16 protein-coding genes are annotated in these 20312 nt (G+C 71.4%); 5 read left to right on the top strand and 11 right to left on the bottom strand.

Annotated features, from left to right (window positions below):
* Positions 1-24: 24 nt before the first annotated feature.
* The 6 genes from ACY34K_RS01470 to ACY34K_RS01445 form a co-directional block, all read right to left on the bottom strand.
* Positions 25-1695, bottom strand: coding sequence for a serine/threonine-protein kinase (locus ACY34K_RS01470; RefSeq protein WP_462742215.1), 1671 nt, complete (start codon positions 1693-1695; stop codon positions 25-27).
* A 20-nt stretch (positions 1696-1715) separates the two neighbouring features.
* Positions 1716-2681, bottom strand: a complete 966-nt coding sequence (locus ACY34K_RS01465) for a zinc metalloprotease (RefSeq protein ID WP_462742212.1) — start codon at positions 2679-2681, stop codon at positions 1716-1718.
* Between the two features lie 348 nt (positions 2682-3029).
* The gene (locus ACY34K_RS01460) at positions 3030-4673 is read right to left on the bottom strand and encodes an alkaline phosphatase D family protein (protein ID WP_462742209.1); all 1644 of its coding nucleotides are present in this window, start codon (positions 4671-4673) and stop codon (positions 3030-3032) included.
* 87 nt (positions 4674-4760) lie between these two features.
* Positions 4761-5576: a DsbA family protein gene (locus ACY34K_RS01455; protein WP_462742206.1), complete on the bottom strand. Its 816-nt coding sequence runs from the start codon at positions 5574-5576 to the stop codon at positions 4761-4763.
* Positions 5577-5621: 45 nt separating this feature from the next.
* Positions 5622-6308: a hypothetical protein gene (locus ACY34K_RS01450; RefSeq protein ID WP_462742203.1), complete on the bottom strand. Its 687-nt coding sequence runs from the start codon at positions 6306-6308 to the stop codon at positions 5622-5624.
* 70 nt (positions 6309-6378) lie between these two features.
* A complete protein-coding gene (locus tag ACY34K_RS01445; protein WP_462742201.1) occupies positions 6379-7713 on the bottom strand; it encodes a DUF2252 domain-containing protein in 1335 nt (444 codons plus the stop codon).
* A gap of 181 nt (positions 7714-7894) precedes the next feature.
* On the opposite strand from ACY34K_RS01445, the gene dnaE reads away from it, so the two are divergent.
* On the top strand, positions 7895-11434 hold the full coding sequence (dnaE, locus tag ACY34K_RS01440) for a DNA polymerase III subunit alpha (protein ID WP_462742198.1): 3540 nt from the start codon (positions 7895-7897) through the stop codon (positions 11432-11434).
* 159 nt (positions 11435-11593) lie between these two features.
* On the opposite strand, the gene ACY34K_RS01435 is transcribed toward dnaE, so the two are convergent.
* Positions 11594-11764: a hypothetical protein gene (locus ACY34K_RS01435; protein ID WP_462742195.1), complete on the bottom strand. Its 171-nt coding sequence runs from the start codon at positions 11762-11764 to the stop codon at positions 11594-11596.
* A 244-nt stretch (positions 11765-12008) separates the two neighbouring features.
* Between ACY34K_RS01435 and ACY34K_RS01430 the strand changes: the two genes are divergently transcribed.
* The 4 genes from ACY34K_RS01430 to ACY34K_RS01415 are packed head-to-tail and all read left to right on the top strand — an operon-like array spanning position 12009 to position 15821.
* Positions 12009-13259: an NYN domain-containing protein gene (locus ACY34K_RS01430; protein WP_462742192.1), complete on the top strand. Its 1251-nt coding sequence runs from the start codon at positions 12009-12011 to the stop codon at positions 13257-13259.
* 37 nt (positions 13260-13296) lie between these two features.
* Positions 13297-14268 carry an ABC transporter ATP-binding protein gene (locus ACY34K_RS01425; protein ID WP_462742747.1) on the top strand — a complete coding sequence of 324 codons (972 nt, stop codon included), beginning with the start codon at positions 13297-13299 and terminating at the stop codon, positions 14266-14268.
* Positions 14269-14293: 25 nt separating this feature from the next.
* Entirely contained in the window at positions 14294-15127 is an 834-nt protein-coding gene (locus ACY34K_RS01420; RefSeq protein ID WP_462742189.1) for an ABC transporter permease, read from the top strand.
* 34 nt (positions 15128-15161) lie between these two features.
* Complete coding sequence (locus ACY34K_RS01415) at positions 15162-15821, top strand: DUF2567 domain-containing protein (RefSeq protein WP_462742186.1); 660 nt, start codon at positions 15162-15164, stop codon at positions 15819-15821.
* 326 nt (positions 15822-16147) lie between these two features.
* Here the strand turns inward: ACY34K_RS01415 and ybaK are convergent, their stop codons facing one another.
* The 4 genes from ybaK to ACY34K_RS01395 all read right to left on the bottom strand — a co-directional run bounded on the left by ybaK (position 16148) and on the right by ACY34K_RS01395 (position 20164).
* Positions 16148-16645, bottom strand: a complete 498-nt coding sequence (gene ybaK, locus ACY34K_RS01410; RefSeq protein ID WP_462742183.1) for a Cys-tRNA(Pro) deacylase — start codon at positions 16643-16645, stop codon at positions 16148-16150.
* Between the two features lie 17 nt (positions 16646-16662).
* Positions 16663-17403 (bottom strand): LON peptidase substrate-binding domain-containing protein, encoded by a 741-nt coding sequence (locus ACY34K_RS01405; RefSeq protein ID WP_462742180.1) that lies wholly within the window; start codon positions 17401-17403, stop codon positions 16663-16665.
* 5 nt (positions 17404-17408) lie between these two features.
* On the bottom strand, positions 17409-18437 hold the full coding sequence (locus ACY34K_RS01400) for a hypothetical protein (protein ID WP_462742177.1): 1029 nt from the start codon (positions 18435-18437) through the stop codon (positions 17409-17411).
* A 116-nt stretch (positions 18438-18553) separates the two neighbouring features.
* On the bottom strand, positions 18554-20164 hold the full coding sequence (locus ACY34K_RS01395; protein WP_462742174.1) for an oxidoreductase: 1611 nt from the start codon (positions 20162-20164) through the stop codon (positions 18554-18556).
* Between the last annotated feature and the right edge of the window lie 148 nt (positions 20165-20312).

The following is a 20312-nucleotide window of genomic DNA, read 5'->3' as shown; positions in this document are numbered from 1 at the left end:
CCGCCGGGAGCGGCGGCCGGCGGCTCAGGGGCGGGTGCAGCGGCCGCTGACGGCGTCCGGGCCGGGGACGCACTGGTGGCCGGAGTCGGACGGCCGGTGGCTCACATAACGGCCCAGGCACTCGGTCCCGTTGGTGAGCCCGTGTGCGCGGCACCACTGGGCGGCGGCGGTGCCGCTGTCGAAGCCGGGTACGAAGAACATCCAGTATCCGGGGCGCAGTGAGGCGTAGTCGTCGCTGTCCAGCAGCTCGGCGCCCTCGATGCCCCTGGCGCGCAGGGCCCTTGCCTGCCGTTCCCGCGCCTCGGTGCCGGCCGCCTTGGACACCGAGGCCAGTTGTGCCACCCAGCTGTCGCCGACGGGGCGGGCCGACGAGCCCGAGGAGGCCGCCGAGGCCGCAGAGGAAGCCGAGCTCGCAGAGGAAGCCGAGCTCGCCGAACTCGCCGAGGACGCGGACGAGGGAGTCATCCGTGAAGGCGGGACGGCGCTCGGCGTCACGGCGCCGGGGACCGCGAACGTGGGCGCCGTCGTGCCCTTCCCGCCGTCCGCGCGGGTCTCCGGCTCGCGCAGGACCAGGACCAGGGCGAGGGCGGCGACCAGCGCCACGGCCGCCGCGACCACGGTCACCATCGCGGTCGTACGGTTCCCGCGGCTGTCCGCCGGTCCCACCGCTCGCGTCACTGGTTCACGGCTGCCAGGTTCACGGCTCCCGGGTTCACGGCTCATCGGCTCCCGGCTCATCGGCTCCCGGGTCACGGGCTCACCGGCCGCCGGGCCGGGGACCGGCGGAGGCGGTACGTGCCCCGGGGGCCGTGTCGCCGCCGAAGGGTTCGCCGCCGTGACCGTCGGCTGCGCGGCCCAGTGCGGGGCGGGGGGTGCCTTGGCCGACTCCGCGCGCTCCAGCATCGCGTCCAGCCGGGCCGCGTCGGGCCGGGCCGCCGGGTCGCGCACCAGCAGGGCGTTCAGCACCGGGGCGAGCGGCCCGGAACGCACCGGCGGCGGAACCGGGTCGTCAAGGACTGCCGCCAGCGTGGCCAGTGTGGTGGCCCGGCGCAACGGACTGACGCCTTCCACGCACACGTACAGCACCAGCCCCAGCGACCACAAGTCCGAGGCACCCATGGGGATGTGTCGTGTTTCGTCGTGCCCTCTGATCCGCTCGGGCGCCATGTACTCGGGTGAGCCGATCAGTTCCCCGGTCTCGGTGAGGGACGTGGAGCCCTGGAGGGCGGCGATGCCGAAGTCGGTGAGGACGGCGCTGCCGTCGGCGCGCAGCAGGACGTTGGCGGGCTTGACGTCCCTGTGCTGGATTCCGGCCGCGTGGGCGGCCCGGAGCGCGGAGAGCAGTTGCCGTCCCAGGCGCGCCGCCTCGGCCGGGGGCAGTGGCCCCCCGCCGAGGCGGTCCTGCAGGGTGGTGCCGGGCAGCAGCTCCATGACGATCCAGGGGTGCGGCTGCTCCTCGACGATGTGGTGGACGGTCACCACATGGGGATGGCTCAGCCGGGCGAGTGCCCGGGCCTCGCGCAGGACGCGTTCCCTCAGGGCACGGTCCGTCCCGGCCCCGGAGCGCACCTCCTTGAGGGCCACCTCACGGTGGAGCACGGTGTCGCGTGCCCGCCACACCGTGCCCATACCCCCGCTGCCCAGCCGTTCGAGCAGCTCGAACCGTCCGTCGACCTCGTCCCCCGGCGCGCTCATGGCGCCAGGTTAGAGGGATTTCAGCCGGCCCGGTACGCGGTCCAGCTGTCCCTCATGCGCTGCACCTGGCCCGACGTGAACTGGTACATGCAGGCGTCGTAGGTGTAGTCCATGAAGTTGTGGATCGGGTCCGCGCCCGTCTTGTTGACGCACGTGTCGCGGCCGGTCGGGCACTCGTACGCGGCGCTCTTCTCGGCCGGGGTGTCGGTCACGTAGTCGCCGTTGCCGTTACAGCCGCCCTGGAACGTGTGGTACAGGCCCATCCAGTGGCCGACCTCGTGGGTTCCGGTGTCGCCCTCGTCGTAGTTGGTGGCGGCGCCTCCGGGCAGCGAGGAGTCGAGCACGACCACACCGTCCATGGACGGGCTGGACTTGTACGAGGACGGGAAGGTGGCCCAGCCGAGCAGTCCGCCGCTGAGGTTGGCGGTGTAGAAGTTCAGCGCGCCGGCGCCGCCCTTGCGCAGGGTCTGCTTCATCTGCTTCTCGGCGGTCGAGCCGGAGGCCAGGTTGTACCAGCTCGCGTTGTCCGTGTAGTCGGTGCCGGCCAGCGTGAACTGGAAGCCGGAGTCGGCGTTGCCGGTGCCCTGGCCGCCGAAGGCCGAGTTGAGGACCGCCATCTGGGCGTTGATGTCGGCGGAGCTGAGCTTGCCGGTCTCGCCGCTGTGGATGACGTGGAAGTAGACCGGGATGGTGGTGGCTGCGGCGACGCCGAGGCTCCGGCCGCTCACGCGGGCCGCTTCGAGTCTCTTCTTCAGATCGGCGTCCATGGCCTTGGCCTTGGCGTCGGTGATCTCGTTGGGCTCGTGGGCGTGGCCGGAACCGGGGCGGGCCTCCCGGGCGGTGGCGCTCACACCCGTCTCGTCGGCGCACTCCTCCGCCGAGGCCGTGGCGGGGGCCTTGGCGACAGCGGCTCCCGTGGGGGCCGAGAGCGGGAAGAGGGCCAGGGTTCCGGCCATGACCGCGGTGCCGAGTGCACGACGGTTCATACGCGGAGATATTCGGGCAAGAGCACGCATGGTGACTCCTCGCGTGGGGGTTGTGGAGAGGGCTTTCCTCGCCACCGCGGGGAGATTACGTGGCCATGTCAGATCTTGATGAGCATCGTTCAAGCCCAATCAATCGTTGAGTATTTGAAGACATTGGGGGGAAATCCTTCGGCCCGTTCCGATGGTTGAGACATGGACGTAACGAATCCGCCCATGCGAACGGGTGGTGTGTCCGTATTCGATCTACGGAACACACCACCCGCGGCAGAGGTGTGATCTTTTGTTAACACGCGCGTAGTTGGCTGAAAATCGCCCCTGTCATCGCGCCGTGGACATGCTTCGGACGCCTCAGCGAACCGGCGAGTACACCCGCTCGACCTTCTGCGTTCCGTTCAGCGTGCGGTAGGAGCGCGCCCACGCCGACGAAGCGTCCGGCTTCCGCTTGTCGGACACCGTGTAGTAGTCCATCTGGGAGCGCTCCGCCGTCACATCGAGGACGCCGTAGCCGTGGTTGTCCATGTCCAGCCACTTCACATGGGTGTTGGACGCCTTGATCGCGGCGGACGCCACCAGGGAGACCGTTCCCGGGGCCACGTGCAGGATGTCGTCCAGGTTGTCCGACGTCACCGAGGTCACCACGAACTCGGTCGCCGCCGAACCCGACTTCGGGTACGTCGCCGCCTTCACCGGTACGTCGTTCGCCCACGCCATGTGGATGTCACCGGTCAGGAAGACGGTGTTGCGGATGGCCCGGTCCGTCAGGTGCGCGAGCAGCTCCCTGCGGTCGTCCGTGTACCCGTCCCACTGGTCCACGTTGGCCGCCAGGCCGCCCTTGGGCATCCCCAGCAGCTCCGCGACCGGACCCAGCAGATGCGCCGGCAGCGAGCCGAACGCGACCGGCGAGATCATCACCGAGGTGCCGACCAGCTTCCAGGTCGCGTCGGAGGCGGCCAGTCCCGCCTTCAGCCAGTCCAGCTGGGCCCGGCCGGTGATCGTGCGCTCCGGGTCGTCGACCGAGCCGGACCCCGTACGGGCCTGCTGCGAGCGGAACGAACGCAGGTCCAGCAGATGCAGGTCGGCCAGCTTGCCGAAGCGGAGCCGGCGGTAGACCGTTCCCTCGGTCGAGGCGCGCACCGGCATCCACTCGAAGTACGCCTGCTTGGCCGCCGCCGCGCGGGCGGCCCAGTCGCCCTCCGAGTCCGCCGTGTGGTTGTCCGCGCCGCCCGACCAGGTGTCGTCGGCGAACTCGTGGTCGTCCCAGATCGCTATCACCGGGTGCGCCGCGTGCAGCGCCTGCAGGTCCCCGTCCGTCTTGTACGTGGCGTGCCGGACGCGGTAGTCGGCGAGGGTGACGATCTCGTGCCGCGGCTCGTGCGGGCGCACGACGTAGTCCGGCTTGGGGTAGCCGCCGGTCTGGTACTCGTAGATGTAGTCGCCGAGGTGCAGCACGGCGTCCAGGTCCGCGCGGTTGGCCAGATGGCGGTACGCGGCGAAGTGGCCCGCCTCCCAGTTGGCGCACGACACCACGCCGAAGCGGACACCGGGCGTGGCGGCCTCGGCGGACGGCGCGGTGCGGGTGCGGCCGACGGGCGAGACCGACGCGCCCGAGGTGAACCGGAAGTAGTAGAAGGTCTCCTGACGCAGGCCCCGCACATCCACCTTGACCGTGTGGTCGGTGGCGGCCGTCGCGGTCACCGTTCCCCCGGCGACGTTGCGTGTGAACGCTCTGTCCTCGGCGACCTCCCATCTCACCTCCGTGTCGGGGCCCTTGCCCGAGCCGGGCAGCGCGTCCGCGCTCGGCGTCACGCGCGTCCACAGCAGGACGCCGTCGGGCAGCGGGTCGCCGGAGGCGACACCGTGCAGGAATACGGGGGTGGCGGCCTCCACCGCCGAGGCGGGGGAGGGGAGGAGAACCGGTGCGGCGACAGCGGTGGCGGCAGCGGCCTTGACGACCGTGCGGCGGCTGGGAGCAGAAAGGTTTCGACTGGTCACGGCCGATCAGATTACTGATCGGTAGACCGGTCGGGCGGGCGAACTCGGTAGTGTTCGCCCGCCCGTTGGCCGAAAGCCGCGCCCCGGTTACCCCTTGAGCGCCGTGTTGATCGCAGTCGTGAACTCCGGCACCGTCATGGGCGCGTTCTTGCTGCCCGGGGCGGTGACCGGCTTGCCGTCCATCTTCAGCGTCGGCGTGCCCGTGACCCCGCTCTTGTCGAAGGCCTCGGACATCTTCATCGCCCACGCGTCGAAGGTGCCGCTCTCGACGTTCTTCTTGAACTCGGCGTTGCCCTTGAGGGCGGGGACGGTGTCCGCCGCCTCCAGCAGGTAGGAGTCCTTGGCGAACTTGTCGTCGGACTCCTCCGGGTGGAACTTCGCCGAGTACAGCGCCGCCTTGTAGTCGAGGAACGCCTCCGGGCTCACATCGAGCGCGGCGCCCAGCGCGGACAGGGCGTTCTTGGACCCCTCGCCCCGGGTCGGATTGTCGATGAACGTGGCACCCACGTACTGGATCTTGTACTTGCCGGCGGCGACGTCCTTCTCGATCGTCTCGCCGATCTGCTGCTCGAACGTCGCGCAGATCGGACAGCGCGAGTCCTCGTAGAGCTCCAGCGTCTTCTTGGCGGCCGGCTTGCCGATGACGACCGTGGTGCCGTTCTCACCAGAGGTGTTCTTGGGAGCGGTGACGCTCTTCTGTTCCTTCATCGCCTCCCAGTGGGAGGGCTTGGTCGCCTGCATGACGGCGTAGGCGATACCGCCGGCCACCGCCAGGACGGCGACGGCCGAGACGCCCACGGTGACCTGCCTGCGGACCTTGTCCCGCTTGGCCTGGCGCTCGCGCTCGGCGCGCAGCCGCTCGCGGGCCGCCGCCTTGTTCGCCTGGCTGTTGCGTGCACTCATGGTGGTGTTCTCCGTGTCGAAAAGTGTGCGGGGGGACTGCTGTGCTCAGGCGGTGAGGGCCAGGCAGGGCGGTCCGCGCCGTCCGACGGAGTGCACGAGGAGGCGGGTACGAGACGGACGGGGCCGGCTCGCGGGCCGCGGCCCGCGCCCCACGGCACCGCCGGCCGCGGCACCCACCACGGCGACGGCGACCAGCAGCGGCCGGAACGTGACGGCGGCCACCGTCCGCAGCAGACCGGCGAGCGCGCTCTCACCGCGCCGCAGCCAGGCCGCCGCGATCAGGCCGACGCCCACGTGGGCGGCGAGCAGCAGCCAGGGCAGCGCCGGATCGGTGGAGTGGAGCAGCCCGGCGGCGCCGCTCTCCGGGGTGACCACCCCGGGCAGCGGGGTGCCCACACCGCCGCCGCACAGCACGTCGACGCCGACCGCGCGCAGCGAACCCGCCACGGGACCGCCGGACGGTCCGTAACAGACGTGCTGCCCGGTGGTGAAGACCGTGTCGGCGGCCAGTTCCAGCGGGACGAGCAGTCCGGCGATGTGCCGGAAGCCGCGCTCGTCGCCCGCCAGCGCGTAGGCGACGGCGAACACGCCGGCCGCGACCGCGGCGACCGTGGGCAGCGGCAGCGGGACGCGGGACAGCAGCACATGGGAGGCCACGGACAGCGTCACGACCAGTGTCGTGAAGAACGCCGCCCGTGCTCCCCTGAGCCAGGTCCCGGATATGTCGTCCATCGCCGAGAGTGTGCCACGCCCGCCTGTAAGCGAGCCCTAAGGATCCGGCCGGACTCGCCGTGACGAGGTCCTAGAGGCCTGGAATCCGGCCGTTGCGGAACAGGTCGACGAAGATCTGGTGGTCCGCCCGCGCCCGCGCGCCGTAGCCGTGCGCGAAGTCCACCAGCAGCTCCCCGAAGCCCTCCTCGTCGGCGGCGATGGCCGCGTCGATGGCCCGCTCGGTGGAGAACGGCACCAGGGAGTGGCCGCTCTCGTCGTCCGCCGCGGCGTGCATGGTCGCCGTCGCCCGGCCCAGGTCCGCGACGGTGGCCGCGATCTCCTCGGGGTCGTCGATGTCCGACCAGTCCAGGTCCACGGCGTACGGAGAGACCTCGGCGACCAGCTGTCCGGCGCCGTCCAGCTCCGTCCACCCCAGCCACGGGTCCGCGTGGTCCTGCAGCGCGCGCTGCGAGATCACCGTGCGGTGTCCCTCGTGCTGGAAGTACTCGCGCACGGCGGCGTCCGTGACGTGGCGGGAGACCGCCGGCGTCTGCGCCTGCTTCATGTAGATCACGACGTCGTTCTCGAGGGCGTCGCTGTTGCCCTCCAGCAAAATGTTGTACGAGGGGAGCCCGGCGGACCCGATGCCGATGCCGCGGCGGCCCACGACGTCCTTCACCCGGTACGAGTCCGGGCGGGCGAGGCTGGACTCGGGCAGCGTCTCCAGGTACCCGTCGAAGGCCGCCAGGACCTTGTAGCGGGTGGCCGCGTCCAGCTCGACGGAGCCGCCGCCCGGCGCGAACCGGCGCTCGAAGTCACGGATCTCGGTCATCGACTCCAGCAGGCCGAAACGGGTCAGCGAACGGGCGTCGCGCAGCGCGTCCAGCAGCGGGCCCTCGGCGGTGTCCAGGGTGAAGGGCGGCAGGTCCGACAGATCGCCGCTCCTGGCGCCGGAGGCCAGGGCGTGGATGCGCTCGCGGTAGGCGGCGGCGCAGATCCGGACGAGCTCGGTGATCTGCCGGTCGCTGAGCGCCTTCGCGTAGCCGATCAGCGCCAGCGAGGCGGACAGCCGCTTCAGGTCCCAGGTGAAGGGCCCCACGTAGGCCTCGTCGAAGTCGTTGACGTTGAAGATCAGCCGGCCGTTGGCGTCCATGTACGTGCCGAAGTTCTCGGCGTGCAGGTCACCGTGGATCCACACCCGGCTCGTCCGCTCGTCCAGGTACGGCCCGCCCCGGTGTTCCTGGTCGAGATCGGCGTAGAAGAGGCAGGCCGTCCCCCGGTAGAAGGCGAAGGCCGACCCGGCCATCTTCCGGAACTTGACCCGGAAGGCGGCCGGGTCCGCGGCCAGGAGCTCGCCGAAGGCCGTGCCGAAGACCGCGAGTATCTGCTCGCCTCGCTCCTCGGCGGTGTGCTGCGGGACCGACATCTCGGAGTGCCTCCTGGTACGTACGTGCGCGTCCTGCGCCCGTGACAGTGCGCATGACAAAAGGGACGGGTGTTCCGCTCCCTCCAACGCGCGACCGTACCCGTCAGTGCCCACCTCCTGTCAGTGGGGAGACGTAGACTTCCAGGCTGTCCCCCATCCCCGACCGCCGGAGGCAGCAGCCGTGTCGAAGCCGCCGTTCACGCACCTTCACGTGCACACCCAGTACTCCCTGCTGGACGGTGCCGCGCGGCTCAAGGACATGTTCAACGCCTGCAACGAGATGGGCATGACGCACATCGCCATGTCCGACCACGGCAACCTCCACGGGGCGTACGACTTCTTCCACTCGGCGAAGAAGGCGGGCGTCACGCCGATCATCGGCATCGAGGCGTACGTCGCCCCCGAGTCGCGGCGCAACAAGCGCAAGATCCTCTGGGGCCAGCCGCACCAGAAGCGGGACGACGTCTCCGGTTCGGGTGGTTACACCCACAAGACGATCTGGGCGGCGAACGCCACCGGTCTGCACAACCTCTTCCGGCTCTCCTCCGACGCCTACAAGGAGGGGTGGCTGCAGAAGTGGCCCCGGATGGACAAGGAGACCATCGCCCAGTGGTCCGAGGGCCTCATCGCCTCCACCGGCTGCCCCTCCGGCGAACTGCAGACCCGGCTCCGGCTCGGCCAGTTCGACGAGGCCCTGAAGTCGGCCTCCGAGTACCAGGACATCTTCGGCAAGGACCGGTACTTCCTGGAGCTGATGGACCACGGCATCGAGATCGAGCGCCGGGTCCGCGACGGGCTCCTGGAGATCGGCAAGAAGCTCGGCATTCCGCCCCTGGTCACCAACGACTCGCACTACACGTACGCGCACGAGGCCGGTGCCCACGACGCGCTGCTGTGCATCCAGACCGGCAAGAACCTCTCCGACCCGGACCGCTTCAAGTTCGACGGCACCGGCTACTACCTCAAGTCCACGGACGAGATGTACGCCATCGACTCCTCGGACGCCTGGCAGGAGGGCTGCGCCAACACCCTCCTGGTCGCGGAGCAGATCGACACGACCGGCATGTTCGAGGCGAAGAACCTCATGCCGAAGTTCGACATCCCCGAGGGGTACACCGAGGTCACCTGGTTCCGCGAGGAGACCATGCGCGGCATGCACCGCCGCTTCCCGGACGGGATCCCGGACGACCGCATGAAGCAGGTCGAGTACGAGATGGACACCATCATCTCGATGGGCTTCCCGGGGTACTTCCTCGTCGTCGCCGACTTCATCATGTGGGCCAAGAAGCAGGGCATCGCCGTCGGTCCCGGCCGGGGCTCCGCGGCCGGCTCGATCGTCGCCTACGCCCTCGGCATCACCGACCTCGACCCCATCCCGCACGGACTGATCTTCGAGCGCTTCCTCAACCCCGAGCGCATCTCGATGCCCGATGTCGACATCGACTTCGACGAGCGCAGGCGCGTCGAGGTGATCCGGTACGTGACCGAGAAGTACGGCCAGGACAAGGTCGCCATGATCGGCACGTACGGCACCATCAAGGCCAAGAACGCGATCAAGGACTCGGCCCGTGTCCTGGGCTACCCGTACGCGATGGGCGACCGGCTCACCAAGGCCATGCCCGCCGACGTCCTCGGCAAGGGCATCCCGCTCTCGGGCATCCTCGACCCCAGCCACCCGCGGTACAGCGAGGCCGGCGAGATCCGCGGGATGTACGAGAACGAGCCGGACGTGAAGAAGGTCATCGACACCGCGCGCGGGGTCGAGGGCCTGGTCCGGCAGATGGGCGTGCACGCCGCCGGCGTGATCATGTCCAGCGAGACGATCACCGACCACGTCCCGGTCTGGGTCCGGCACACCGACGGCGTGACCATCACGCAGTGGGACTACCCGAGCTGCGAGTCGCTCGGCCTGCTGAAGATGGACTTCCTCGGCCTGCGCAACCTGACGATCATGGACGACGCCGTCAAGATGGTGAAGGCCAACAAGGGGATCGACATCGATCTCCTCAGCCTCCCGCTCGACGACCCCACGACCTTCGAACTGCTCCAGCGCGGTGACACCCTCGGCGTCTTCCAGTTCGACGGCGGCCCCATGCGCTCGCTGCTGCGGCTGATGAAGCCGGACAACTTCGAAGACATCTCCGCCGTGTCGGCCCTCTACCGGCCGGGCCCGATGGGCATGAACTCGCACACCAACTACGCCCTGCGCAAGAACGGCCAGCAGGAGATCACCCCGATCCACCCCGAGCTGGAGGAGCCGCTCAAGGAGGTCCTGGACGTCACCTACGGCCTGATCGTCTACCAGGAGCAGGTGCAGAAGGCCGCCCAGATCATCGCCGGGTACTCGCTCGGCGAGGCCGACATCCTCCGCCGCGTCATGGGCAAGAAGAAGCCCGAGGAACTGGCGAAGAACTTCGTCCTCTTCCAGGAGGGCGCCCGCAAGAAGGGCTTCAGCGACGAGGCCATCCAGGCCCTGTGGGACGTGCTGGTCCCGTTCGCCGGATACGCCTTCAACAAGGCCCACTCCGCCGCGTACGGACTCGTCTCCTACTGGACCGCCTACCTCAAGGCCAACCACCCCGCCGAGTACATGGCGGCGCTGCTCACGTCCGTCAAGGACGACAAGGACAAGTCGGCGGTCTATCTGAACGAGTGCCGCCGCATGGGCATCAGGGTGCTCCCGCCCAATGTGAACGAGTCCGAGCCGAACTTCGCGGCCCAGGGCGACGACGTGATCCTCTTCGGCCTCACCGCCGTGCGCAACGTCGGCCAGAACGTCGTGGACTCGATCATCAAATGCCGCAAGGCGAAGGGGAAGTACACCTCCTTCCCCGACTTCCTGGACAAGGTCGAGGCCGTCGTCTGCAACAAGCGGACCATCGAGTCGCTGATCAAGGCCGGCGCCTTCGACGAGATGGGCCACACCCGCAAGGGCCTGGTCGCCCACCACGAACCGATGATCGACAATGTGGTCGCGGTCAAGCGCAAGGAGGCGGAGGGACAGTTCGACCTCTTCGGCGGCATGGGCGACGAGGACAGCAAGGAACCGGGCTTCGGTCTCGACGTCGAGTTCTCCGACGTGGAGTGGGAGAAGTCGTACCTGCTCGCGCAGGAGCGCGAGATGCTCGGCCTCTATGTCTCCGACCACCCGCTGTTCGGTCTGGAGCACGTCCTGTCCGACAAGACGGACGCCGGGATCTCCCAGCTCACCGGTGGTGAGCACGCCGACGGCGCGGTCGTCACCATCGGCGGCATCATCTCCGGCCTCCAGCGCAAGATGACCAAGCAGGGCAACGCCTGGGCCATCGCGACCGTCGAGGACCTGGCCGGCTCCATCGAGTGCATGTTCTTCCCGGCCACCTACCAGCTGGTCTCCACCCAGCTCGTCGAGGACACCGTCGTCTTCGTCAAGGGCCGCCTCGACAAGCGCGAGGACGTTCCCCGGCTGGTGGCCATGGAGCTGATGGTCCCGGACCTGTCCTCCGCGGGCACCAACGCGCCCGTCGTGCTCACCATCCCCACCGTGAAGGTGACCCCGCCGATGGTCAGCCGGCTCGGCGAGATCCTCAGCCACCACAAGGGCAACACCGAGGTCCGGATCAAACTCCAGGGCCCGCGGTCCACCACCGTGCTGCGGCTCGACCGGCACCGCGTCCAGCCGGACCCGGCGCTCTTCGGTGACCTCAAGGTGCTGCTCGGCCCGTCCTGCCTGGCGGGCTGACACCCGCACGAACCCGGGCCGACAGCCGCACGCACCCCGGCGGACACCGCACGCACCCCGGCGGCACCCGCACGCACCCCGGCGGACCCCCGGAGGCACCCGCGGACATGAAGGGGCGCGCCCGTCGTCACGGGCGCGCCCCTTCACGCGTCGAGCCGGTCAGTTGTGACCGAAGCGCTTCTGCCTGCCCTTGTGGGCGATGTCGGACGGAGTGACCTGGGAGAGCCGCTGCTCGGCCTGCGCCTCCATGGACGACTTCTGCGCCTGCTGCTGGCCGCGCTCCGCGGCCGACGCCTTCTGACTGCGATCACGGTTCTTGTTCTTGGCCATGGGGATGCCTCCTGGGGGGTGTGGGGGCCAGGGCCGCGACCAGACTCACATACGCCCATAATGCGCGCATTTTGGATCATTGCGCACGGTAGTCGGCGCCCGCCCGCTCGGATCGGCCCGCCGGTGCGGGCAATCCGCCACGCCGATGATCCAGTTCCCCCCGTTAACCCTCCGGCAGTCGGGCAGACTCGAAGGAAACCCGAAGCAACTCCGATCCCGAGGTTCCCGAAAGAGGGTGGAACACGTGGACCGCTGCGTCGTTCTCGTGGACGCCGGCTATCTGCTGGGCGCCGCTGCCAGCCTTCTCGCCGGAGAACCGGCCCGCTCCCGGATCTCCGTCGACCACGCCGCCCTCATCCACGGTCTCCGAGAACGGGCGGAGGCGGACACCGAACAGCCCCTGCTGCGGATCTACTGGTTCGACGGCGCCCCCGACCGCGTACCGCAGCCCGAACACCGGCGGCTGCGCGTCATGCCCCGCGTCACCGTACGGCTGGGCGCCCTGACCCGCAGCGACGGACGATGGGCCCAGAAGGGCGTCGACGCCGCCATGCACGCCGAGCTCACCGAACTGGCGAGGAACCGCGCCTGCTCCGACATCGTGCTCGTCACCGGTGACGGCGACCTGCTGCCCGGACTGATGGACGCCAAGGAGCACGGGGTCGCCGTCCACCTCTGGGCCGTCCAGGCCGCCGACGGCGACTACAACCAGTCCGAGGACCTCGTCGCCGAGGCCGACGAACGCCGCGTCCTCGACCGCGAGTGGATCACCCGGGCCGTCCGGGCCAAGGAACTCAACGGCATCTGCGCCCCCAGCCCCGCGCCCCGCCCCGAGATCGCCGCCATCCTGTCCGCCCCGCTGCCCGAGTCGGCGCTCGCCGCGGCCGCCGAGCGTGCGACCGAGACCACGGCGGTCGTCGCCCCCGCCACCAACGGCACCGCCCGCGAGAACGGCAACGGCAGCGCCCCCGCCGGCGGCCCCGCTCCCGGCGGCGCCAAGGGCGTCCCCACCCCGAAGGACCTCGCGGGCCTGCGCGCCCCCGGCCACCAGCCCGCCCCGCACCCCGCGAACGCGACCCTGCGCTGGTCCTCCGACCGCGGCTGGGTCGAGCGCCCCGGCGGCCAGCTCGGCGAGCCCGCCGAGACCGCCTCACTGCCCACCCTCGCCCAGCTGACCAGCGCCGAGCAGCGCTGGGCCGACCGCGAGGAGGACATCACCACCGTCGGCGGCGACCCCTTCGAGGTCGGCCAGGTCTTCGCCCGGCGCTGGATGGAACGGCTCCCCGAGCAGACCCACGTCCAGAAGCTGTCCACCATGTACCCCCGCATCCCCCACCGCATCGACGGCGAACTGCTGCGGTACGCGGCACGATTCGGGTTGCTGGCACACAAGGACGACCAGATCGACGAGCACGACCGGTACGCGATCCGGGCGGGATTCTGGCGCGAGATCGACGTCCGGGCGGCCGCGGAGCACGCCCCCGTGGGCGAGTAGGCGGCGCGACCCCGTAGGCTCATCCCTCGTGAGTACGGTGTGTGTGGTGCGGGATCTGGTCAAGACGTACCCCGCCGCGCGCGCCGGGCGAGGCGCCCCCGCCACCCCCGGGATCCGGGCCACCGACGGGATCAGCCTGGACGTCCGGGGCGGTGAGATCTTCGGCCTGCTCGGCCCGAACGGCGCCGGCAAATCCACCCTCGTGCGCCAGCTCACCGGACTGATGCGCCCCGATTCGGGCACCGTCGAGGTGCTCGGCCACGACCTCGTACGCCACCCCGAGCGCGCCGCACGCCTCGTCGGCTACCTCGGCCAGGAGTCCACCGCGCTCGACGAGCTGACCGTCGCCCTCGCCGCCGAGACGACCGGGCGGCTGCGCGGCCTCGGCGCCCGTGAGGCCCGCGCCGAGCGGGACGCCGTCCTGCAGGAACTGGGCCTGACTGAGCTCGCCGGGCGCCCGCTGAAGAAGCTCTCCGGCGGGCAGCGGCGGCTGGCCTGCTTCGCGGCCACGCTGGTCGGCGAGCGCCCCCTCCTCGTCCTGGACGAGCCCACCACCGGCATGGACCCCGTCGCCCGGCGGGCCGTGTGGGCCGCGGTCGACCGGCGGCGCGCCGAGCACGGCACCACGGTCCTGCTCGTCACCCACAACGTCATCGAGGCGGAGACCGTGCTCGACCGGGTCGCCGTCCTGGAGCGCGGCCGGCTCATCGCCTGTGACACCCCGGCCGGGCTGAAGGAGCGCGTCGCCGGCGAGGTCCGCGTCGAGCTGGTGTGGCGCGAGCGGGCGCCGCTCGACGTGCCCGAGGTCGCCGCGCTGCGCCCGTCCGCGCAGGAGACGGGGCGCCGGTGGGTACTGCGGCTCGCCCCGGACGAGGCCCGCGCCGCGGTCGCCGCGGTGACGGGCGGCGCGGCCTTCGCGGCGCTCGACGACTTCACGCTGGCGACACCGAGCCTGGAAGACGTCTACCTGGCGCTCGGCGGCCAGGCGAAGGGGCTGGTCAAGGCATGACTTCTCGGGACAGGAGCAGTGTCAGGTGAGCATCGTGCCCGCACAGGCCCTCTCGGCCAAGGCCGTCCGCCCGGTGGCGGCCGACGGTACGGCCGCCGAGCCCGCCGCGCCGCTGGCACCCCGGGCGCGGCTGATGCCCGCGCTCGCCGCGATCTACCGCGCCCAGCTGTCCCGTGCCCGGGTCGCCCGTATCCCGCTGCTCTTCGTGGCGACCTTCCAGTCCGTCGGGATCATGGTCCTGATGCGGGGGGTCGTGGACGGGGGGTCCGAGGCGCGCGCCGTCGTCGCCGGGTCGTCCGTGCTCGTCGTGGCGTTCGTCGCGCTGAACCTGCTCGCGCAGTACTTCGGACAGCTCCGGGCCGGCGGCGGGCTGGACCACTACGCCACACTGCCCGTGCCGCCCGCCGCGGTGGTCCTCGGCGCGGCCGGCGCGTACGCGTCGTTCACCGTGCCCGGAACCGTGGTCACCGCGGTCACCGGCTCCGTCCTCTTCCAGCTGCCGCTGACCCATCTGTGGATCCTGGCCGCGGTGGTGCCGCTCTCCGGAGCGGCGCTCGCCGGGCTGGGGGCGGCGCTCGGGCTCCTCGCCCCGCGCCCGGAACTCGCCACGCTCCTGGGCCAATTGGGGATGTCGGCCGCCCTGCTGCTCGGGGTGCTGCCGGGCGAACGGCTGCCGGGGCCGATCGGCTGGGCACGCGATCTGCTGCCCTCCACCTACGGGGTGGAGGCACTGGCCAGGACCTTCGACGCCCGGCCCGACTGGGCGGCCGTCGGTGTCGATCTGGCGGTCTGCGCGGCCGTCGGCGTCGTCTCTCTGACCGTGGCGACCTGGGCCTACCGGCGGGCGGCGGTCCGGTGAGGCACCCCGCCCCGGCGCCTGGCACGATGGCAGGGTGACCGCACCGCTGACTCCGCCCCACCAGCCTCCCCACGACCACTCCGCCTGGCCGCCGCCCTACCCGCGGACGCCCCGCGGAGACGACGCGCCGGACACGGCGGCCGAGGTCCGGCAGGCTGCCCTGGTGCTGCTCGGGGTGACCCTCGCGGGCATCGCGTTCGGTCTGCTGTGGCTCTGGCTCGCGCCGCGCATCCCGCTCGTCTCGGACGGCACGAGCGTCTTCCTCAAGGACACGGAGGGGGAGGGCTCGATCGGCGCGGACGGAATGTTCACGCTGCTCGCCCTGGGCTTCGGCGCGCTCAGCGCGGCGGTGGTGTTCTGGTTCCTCCGGCACGGCGGTATCGCGGTGGTCCTGGGCCTCGCCCTCGGCGGTCTGTTGGGCTCGGCCCTCGGCTGGGGCGTCGGCACCCTGCTGGGTCCGTCCCACGACGTGGCCGGTCACGCCCGGGCGGTGGGGGAGGGCGTCACCTTCGACGCGCCGCTCGAGCTCCACGCGTACGGCGCGCTGCTGGCGTGGCCGATAGCGGCGATGATCGCCCACCTCGCGCTCACGGCCCTCTTCGGGCCCCGCGACCCCGAGCCGGACTGGGACCTCACCCCCTTCTCCGCCGACTCCCCGAAAGACCTGCCCCCCACAGAACCCCCGCGCGCCTGAGGCCCCCGCGGGCACGGGCCCACGGCCGGGTCATGCCGGGTCATGCCGGGGCAGGCAGGGGAAGGCAGGGGAAAGGCGGGGGCTCACGGCCGGGTCGTGTCCGCGGAGTCCGGTCCGCCCGGCGGGCGGAGGACGCTGCCCTGCGGACACGACCCAGGAGCCGCGATCACGCCGGCCGGCGGCCGTGGTTGGCGCGGCCCTTCCTGAGACGCCACTTCCGCTTGCGGGTCCTCTTCGACACGGCGGTCCCTCCCTCGGGCCCGTCCGGGGCGTCCTCCCCGGGCGTTCCTTCGGTCGTAGCCGAGGGCGCCGCCGCCGTCGAGGGGCTAAACGCGCCCGATCGGCGCCAGCACGGCGTCCGTCAGGGCGGCCAGGTCGCCGGGCGCCAGCTCGACCTCCAGGCCGCGGCGGCCCGCCGAGACGCAGATGGTGGCGTGCCGCGACGCCGACGCGTCCAGGACGGTGCGCAGCCGCTTGCGCTGCCCCAGTGGGGAGATCCCGCCGCGTACGTACCCCGTGGTGCGTTCCGCGGCCGCAGGGTCGGCCATCGCCGCCCGCTTGCCGCCCACCGCCGACGCCAGCGCCTTCAGGTCCAGCTGGCCCGCCACCGGGACGACCGCCACCGTCAGATCGCCGTCGACGTCCGCGACCAGCGTCTTGAAGACCCGGTCGGGGGAGACGCCGAGGGCCTCGGCGGCCTCCTCGCCGTACGAGGGCACCGACGGGTCGTGGTCGTAGGCGTGCACCGTGAAGGGCGTCCCCGCGGCGGTCAGCGCCACCGTCGCAGGGGTCCCGCCCGGCTGCTTCTTCTGCTTCTTCGCCACCTGGGAGGTTCCTCGCCTCAGTTGGGGCTCGTGGGAGCCCGCGTCAGTTCGACCGCCGGCAGCGACGGCAGGTGCCGCAGCACCGCCGTCTCCGAGCGGAGCAGATGGAGCTCCTCGCGGAGCCGGGTCGCGGTGTCGGGCGCCTGCAGCAGCCGCTGCTTGGCGGGGGTGTCCAGGACCGCGGCCGCGGCGACCAGGTAGGACACCACGGACGGCTCGTCGGGCAGTTCCTGACCCGTGGCCAGGGAACGCTCCCGCGCCCCCGCCAGCCGCTTCTGGTACGCGCGGAAGGCCCGCAGGACGCCCTCGGCGAGCGCGCCCGCCCCGTCGCCCGGTTCCTCCGCCAGCTCCTCCAGCTCGGCCGTCAGGAAGGGGCCGCTCGCGTCGACCGACAGCAGCTTGACCCGGGTCGTGCCGGTCGCCAGCACCTCGAAGCTGCCGTCGGCCCGCTCCCGGATCGTCGCCGCGTCCGCGACGCAGCCGACCCGGTGGAACGCCTGGATCGGGTCCGGTCCGAAGCCCGCGGCGGGCCCCTTCTCGGGCAGGGCGGTCTGGTCGGGCAGTCCCGGCGCGGTCGGCGCGACCTCACGGCCGTCGCGGATCGCGACGACGGCGAACCGGCGCGGCTCCGAGTCGTCGGTCTTCAGCAGCTCGCGCATCATGGCGCGATACCGCTCCTCGAACACGTTCAGAGGCAGCACGAGGCCGGGGAACAGCACCGCGTTCAGCGGGAAGAGTGGCAGGCGAGCGGTGGTCACAGCGGCTAAGCGTAATGGCCCCGTGCCCGGCCACGTCCGGCCCCTCCGCGCAGCGGGATGGTCGCCGCGACTTCCAGGCGCACGGTGTCCCGCGCGTCGAGGAACCGGCCGAGCGCGTCGTCACCGGTGGACGACCAGGGAAATGACGTGGCGTGCGGGCCGATCAGCCGGAACTGGTCCAGCGCCGCCGCCCACCGCTCCCGCTCCACCAGGACGAACGCCAGCACGTTGCGCGCCGGGGCCGGCCACGGGTCGCCCGCGGCGTACCGCGCGGACAGCTCGACCGCCAGGTCCGCCGCCGCGTCGATCCGGTCGTCCTGCACGGAGTTGGTGTCCCCGCTCTGCAGCTGGGCGAACGCCGCGCGCACCGGCAGCGCCCGTATCAAGGAGCCCGGCAGCGCGTCCTCGGCGGCCTGCTCGGCGAAGTCGAAGCACTCGCGGTGCGAGCCGTACCACTGGGCGGAGAGGTACTTGAGGGCGGCCGCGTGACAGCCGTAGTGGTGAGAGGAGCGGCGTACCGCCTGCTCCCACAGCGACTCGAACACCGTGTGCGTGGCGTGGGTGCCGCGGGCATGGTCCAGCGCGAGCCGCCACGGCACCGGGTCGCGCGGTTCCGCGTCGGCCGCCGCCCCGATCAGCGGCCCCATCTCGCGCAGCCGCTCCGCCCGGGCCGGTGACTCCCACGCCCTGCGCACCGCCAGCTCCGCCTTGACCAGCAGTGCGTCGGGGTCCCGGGGCGCCGCGGCCAGCCAGCGCGCGAGCCACTCTTCCCGGCAGTGGGCGAACGCCGCCAGGCGTGCCACGTACCGGTCCCGGCACTCCCACTCGCCGGCGCCGCGCGTGGCGGCCAGCACCTTCGCGGCCGGCTCGTGGTCGCCGAGCGCGGCCGCCACCAGCGCGGGACCGAGCCGCTCGTCGGGCGCGTCGAGCAGCACCGCGTGGTCCGGTGCCAGCCCGTCCGCGAGCTGCGGGGTGTGCCGGACCATGCGTGCGGTGCTGATCAGGGCGCGGAGCAATGACATGGTGCGGACCATTGAAAACCGCAGGTGAAAGCCGCGCCAGTCGTCTGCTGTGAAGCTTTGGTAGGGGCGGAATGGTTGTGCTGCCGAATGCCAAGAGAACGTAAAGAACGCGGCGCCCCGGCGACGTATCAGCTGCGTCTGAGGAGGCGTGAGGCGCCCGCCGCGACTGTCGTGGCGAGAATCCAGCCCAGCAGGATCAGCACCGTCGACACCCACTGCCATATGCCGTCCAGCCGCCAGTAGCCGTCCTGGCCGAGGTTGATCACCGGCAGCAGCAGGTCCAGCGCGTACAGGGCGGCGCTCCACTCCGGGTGCTCGTCCGTCTTGATCGCCACCGGGTTCCAGCGGGAGAAGGCCAGCGTGCCGGCCGCCCACAGCACCGCCATCCACAGCGCCGCCCGGCCCGGCCGGTAGCCGTAGGCCACGGTCCAGTCCTGGAGGTACCCCCACAGCTTCGCCGCCAGCGGCAGCGTCTCGCGCCGCCGCCGCTGCTTGGCGAGCAGCACCTCGCGCGCGTCGGCGTCCTCGCCGCTGTTGCGCAGCACCGTCGCGAGGCGTTCGTACGGCTCCGGGGCGAACTCCGGGGTCGCCGCCGCCACCCACTCCAGGCGGCGGGCGAGCGGGAAGTGCCCGTACGGCACGAGGTTCTCGTAGACGAATCCGCCCATCGCCAGTCCGCCCGGGCCCGGCCAGCTGGTCGACTTGTCGATCAGGGTGACGACCTTCGCGCCGTTCAGGACCACCCGCCCCTCCTCGGGGCGCTCGCCGTTGAACCGCAGCTCCGGGGTGACGATCCGGCGCAGCGAGAGCTCTTCGCGGCGCTCCGACGACAGCACGAAGCGCGCTTCGTGCAGATCGATCGCGTCACCGAACCTCCCGTCGTCCAGCCGCACCCCGCCGTGGCACTCGAACTGACGCATCCGGTTGCCGCGGAGCTGCCCCGTGACGTTGGCCAGGCCGTAGGGCGGTGTCGTGGCCGTCACGTTCCCCGTGGTCTCGCTCACCCAGGCGTACGTCATGTACAGCGTCCGCTCCACGGTGAGCTGCGGGGCGTTGAGCGCCCGCCGGCCCTCGGCGCCGCGCAGCCGGCTGCCGCGCAGGCTCAGCGAGACGCCCACCTTGGCCCCGCGCAGACTGAACTCGCCGTACGTCTCGATCAGCTCGGCCTGGAGGTCCTGTGCCACCGACATGCCGTCCGCGGTGATCGCCCGGCCGCGCCGGTCCGGCCGCACCTGGATCTGGTTGATCAGCAGGTCGGTGCCTATCTGCGCGTCCGTGAGCCGCACCCCGCGCTCCACCCGGCACCGCGGCAGGTGCAGATCGCCCTCGGTGTGCAGCCGGGCCGCCTCAAGCCGGGGGATCGCGCAGCCGACCATGCGCAGGGTCTTGAACCGGGACTCCGGCAGCACCACCTCGTTCTCGAACCGGCACGCGTGCAGTTCCACGTACGGATCCACGGTGCCGCCGGCCAGATCCAGCGTCCCGGTGATCTGCACCCCGCGCAGCTTCAGCGCCGAGACCCGCCCGGCCAGCGCGGGCGGTCCGTCGAGCAGCAGCAGCGCCACCTTGTCGGCGCGCACACTGCGCTCGGCCGGCCACGCGCGCGGGGAGAACGGATCGTCCAGCATGGCGTTGCGCGTGCGCAGGTCGTACGTCGCGCCGATCCGGAACGCCTGCCACATCCCCAGCTCGGCGGGGGTGAGGTCGCCGGGCACATCGTCGTCGTGCGGCTCGGTCACGCCGCTCCCTTCCCCTGTGTTCGTACGGCTGTTCTTCCCGCTGTGTGACGGACTGAACGCTAACGGTCAGGTGTGACGCGGACGCGTCACGGAGACACGTATCAGCCAGTGATACGGACGTCCGGGCGCGGGATGCCGTCTGCGAGAA

The organism is Streptomyces sp. STAM6, assembly GCF_054963715.1.
The sequence above is the reverse complement of the archived record's forward strand: the minus strand, read 5'-3'. Positions and strand labels throughout refer to the sequence as shown.

Bases quoted from the DNA above. Each gene is read 5' to 3' on its own strand.
- ACY34K_RS01450 (WP_462742203.1), bottom strand. From the start codon at position 6,308: ATGGACGACATATCCGGGACCTGGCTCAGGGGAGCACGGGCGGCGTTC.
- ACY34K_RS01400 (WP_462742177.1), bottom strand. From the start codon at position 18,437: ATGGTCCGCACCATGTCATTGCTCCGCGCCCTGATCAGCACCGCACGC.
- ACY34K_RS01465 (WP_462742212.1), bottom strand. From the start codon at position 2,681: ATGAACCGTCGTGCACTCGGCACCGCGGTCATGGCCGGAACCCTGGCC.
- ACY34K_RS01455 (WP_462742206.1), bottom strand. From the start codon at position 5,576: ATGAGTGCACGCAACAGCCAGGCGAACAAGGCGGCGGCCCGCGAGCGG.
- ACY34K_RS01470 (WP_462742215.1), bottom strand. From the start codon at position 1,695: ATGAGCGCGCCGGGGGACGAGGTCGACGGACGGTTCGAGCTGCTCGAA.
- ACY34K_RS01435 (WP_462742195.1), bottom strand. From the start codon at position 11,764: ATGGCCAAGAACAAGAACCGTGATCGCAGTCAGAAGGCGTCGGCCGCG.
- ACY34K_RS01445 (WP_462742201.1), bottom strand. From the start codon at position 7,713: ATGTCGGTCCCGCAGCACACCGCCGAGGAGCGAGGCGAGCAGATACTC.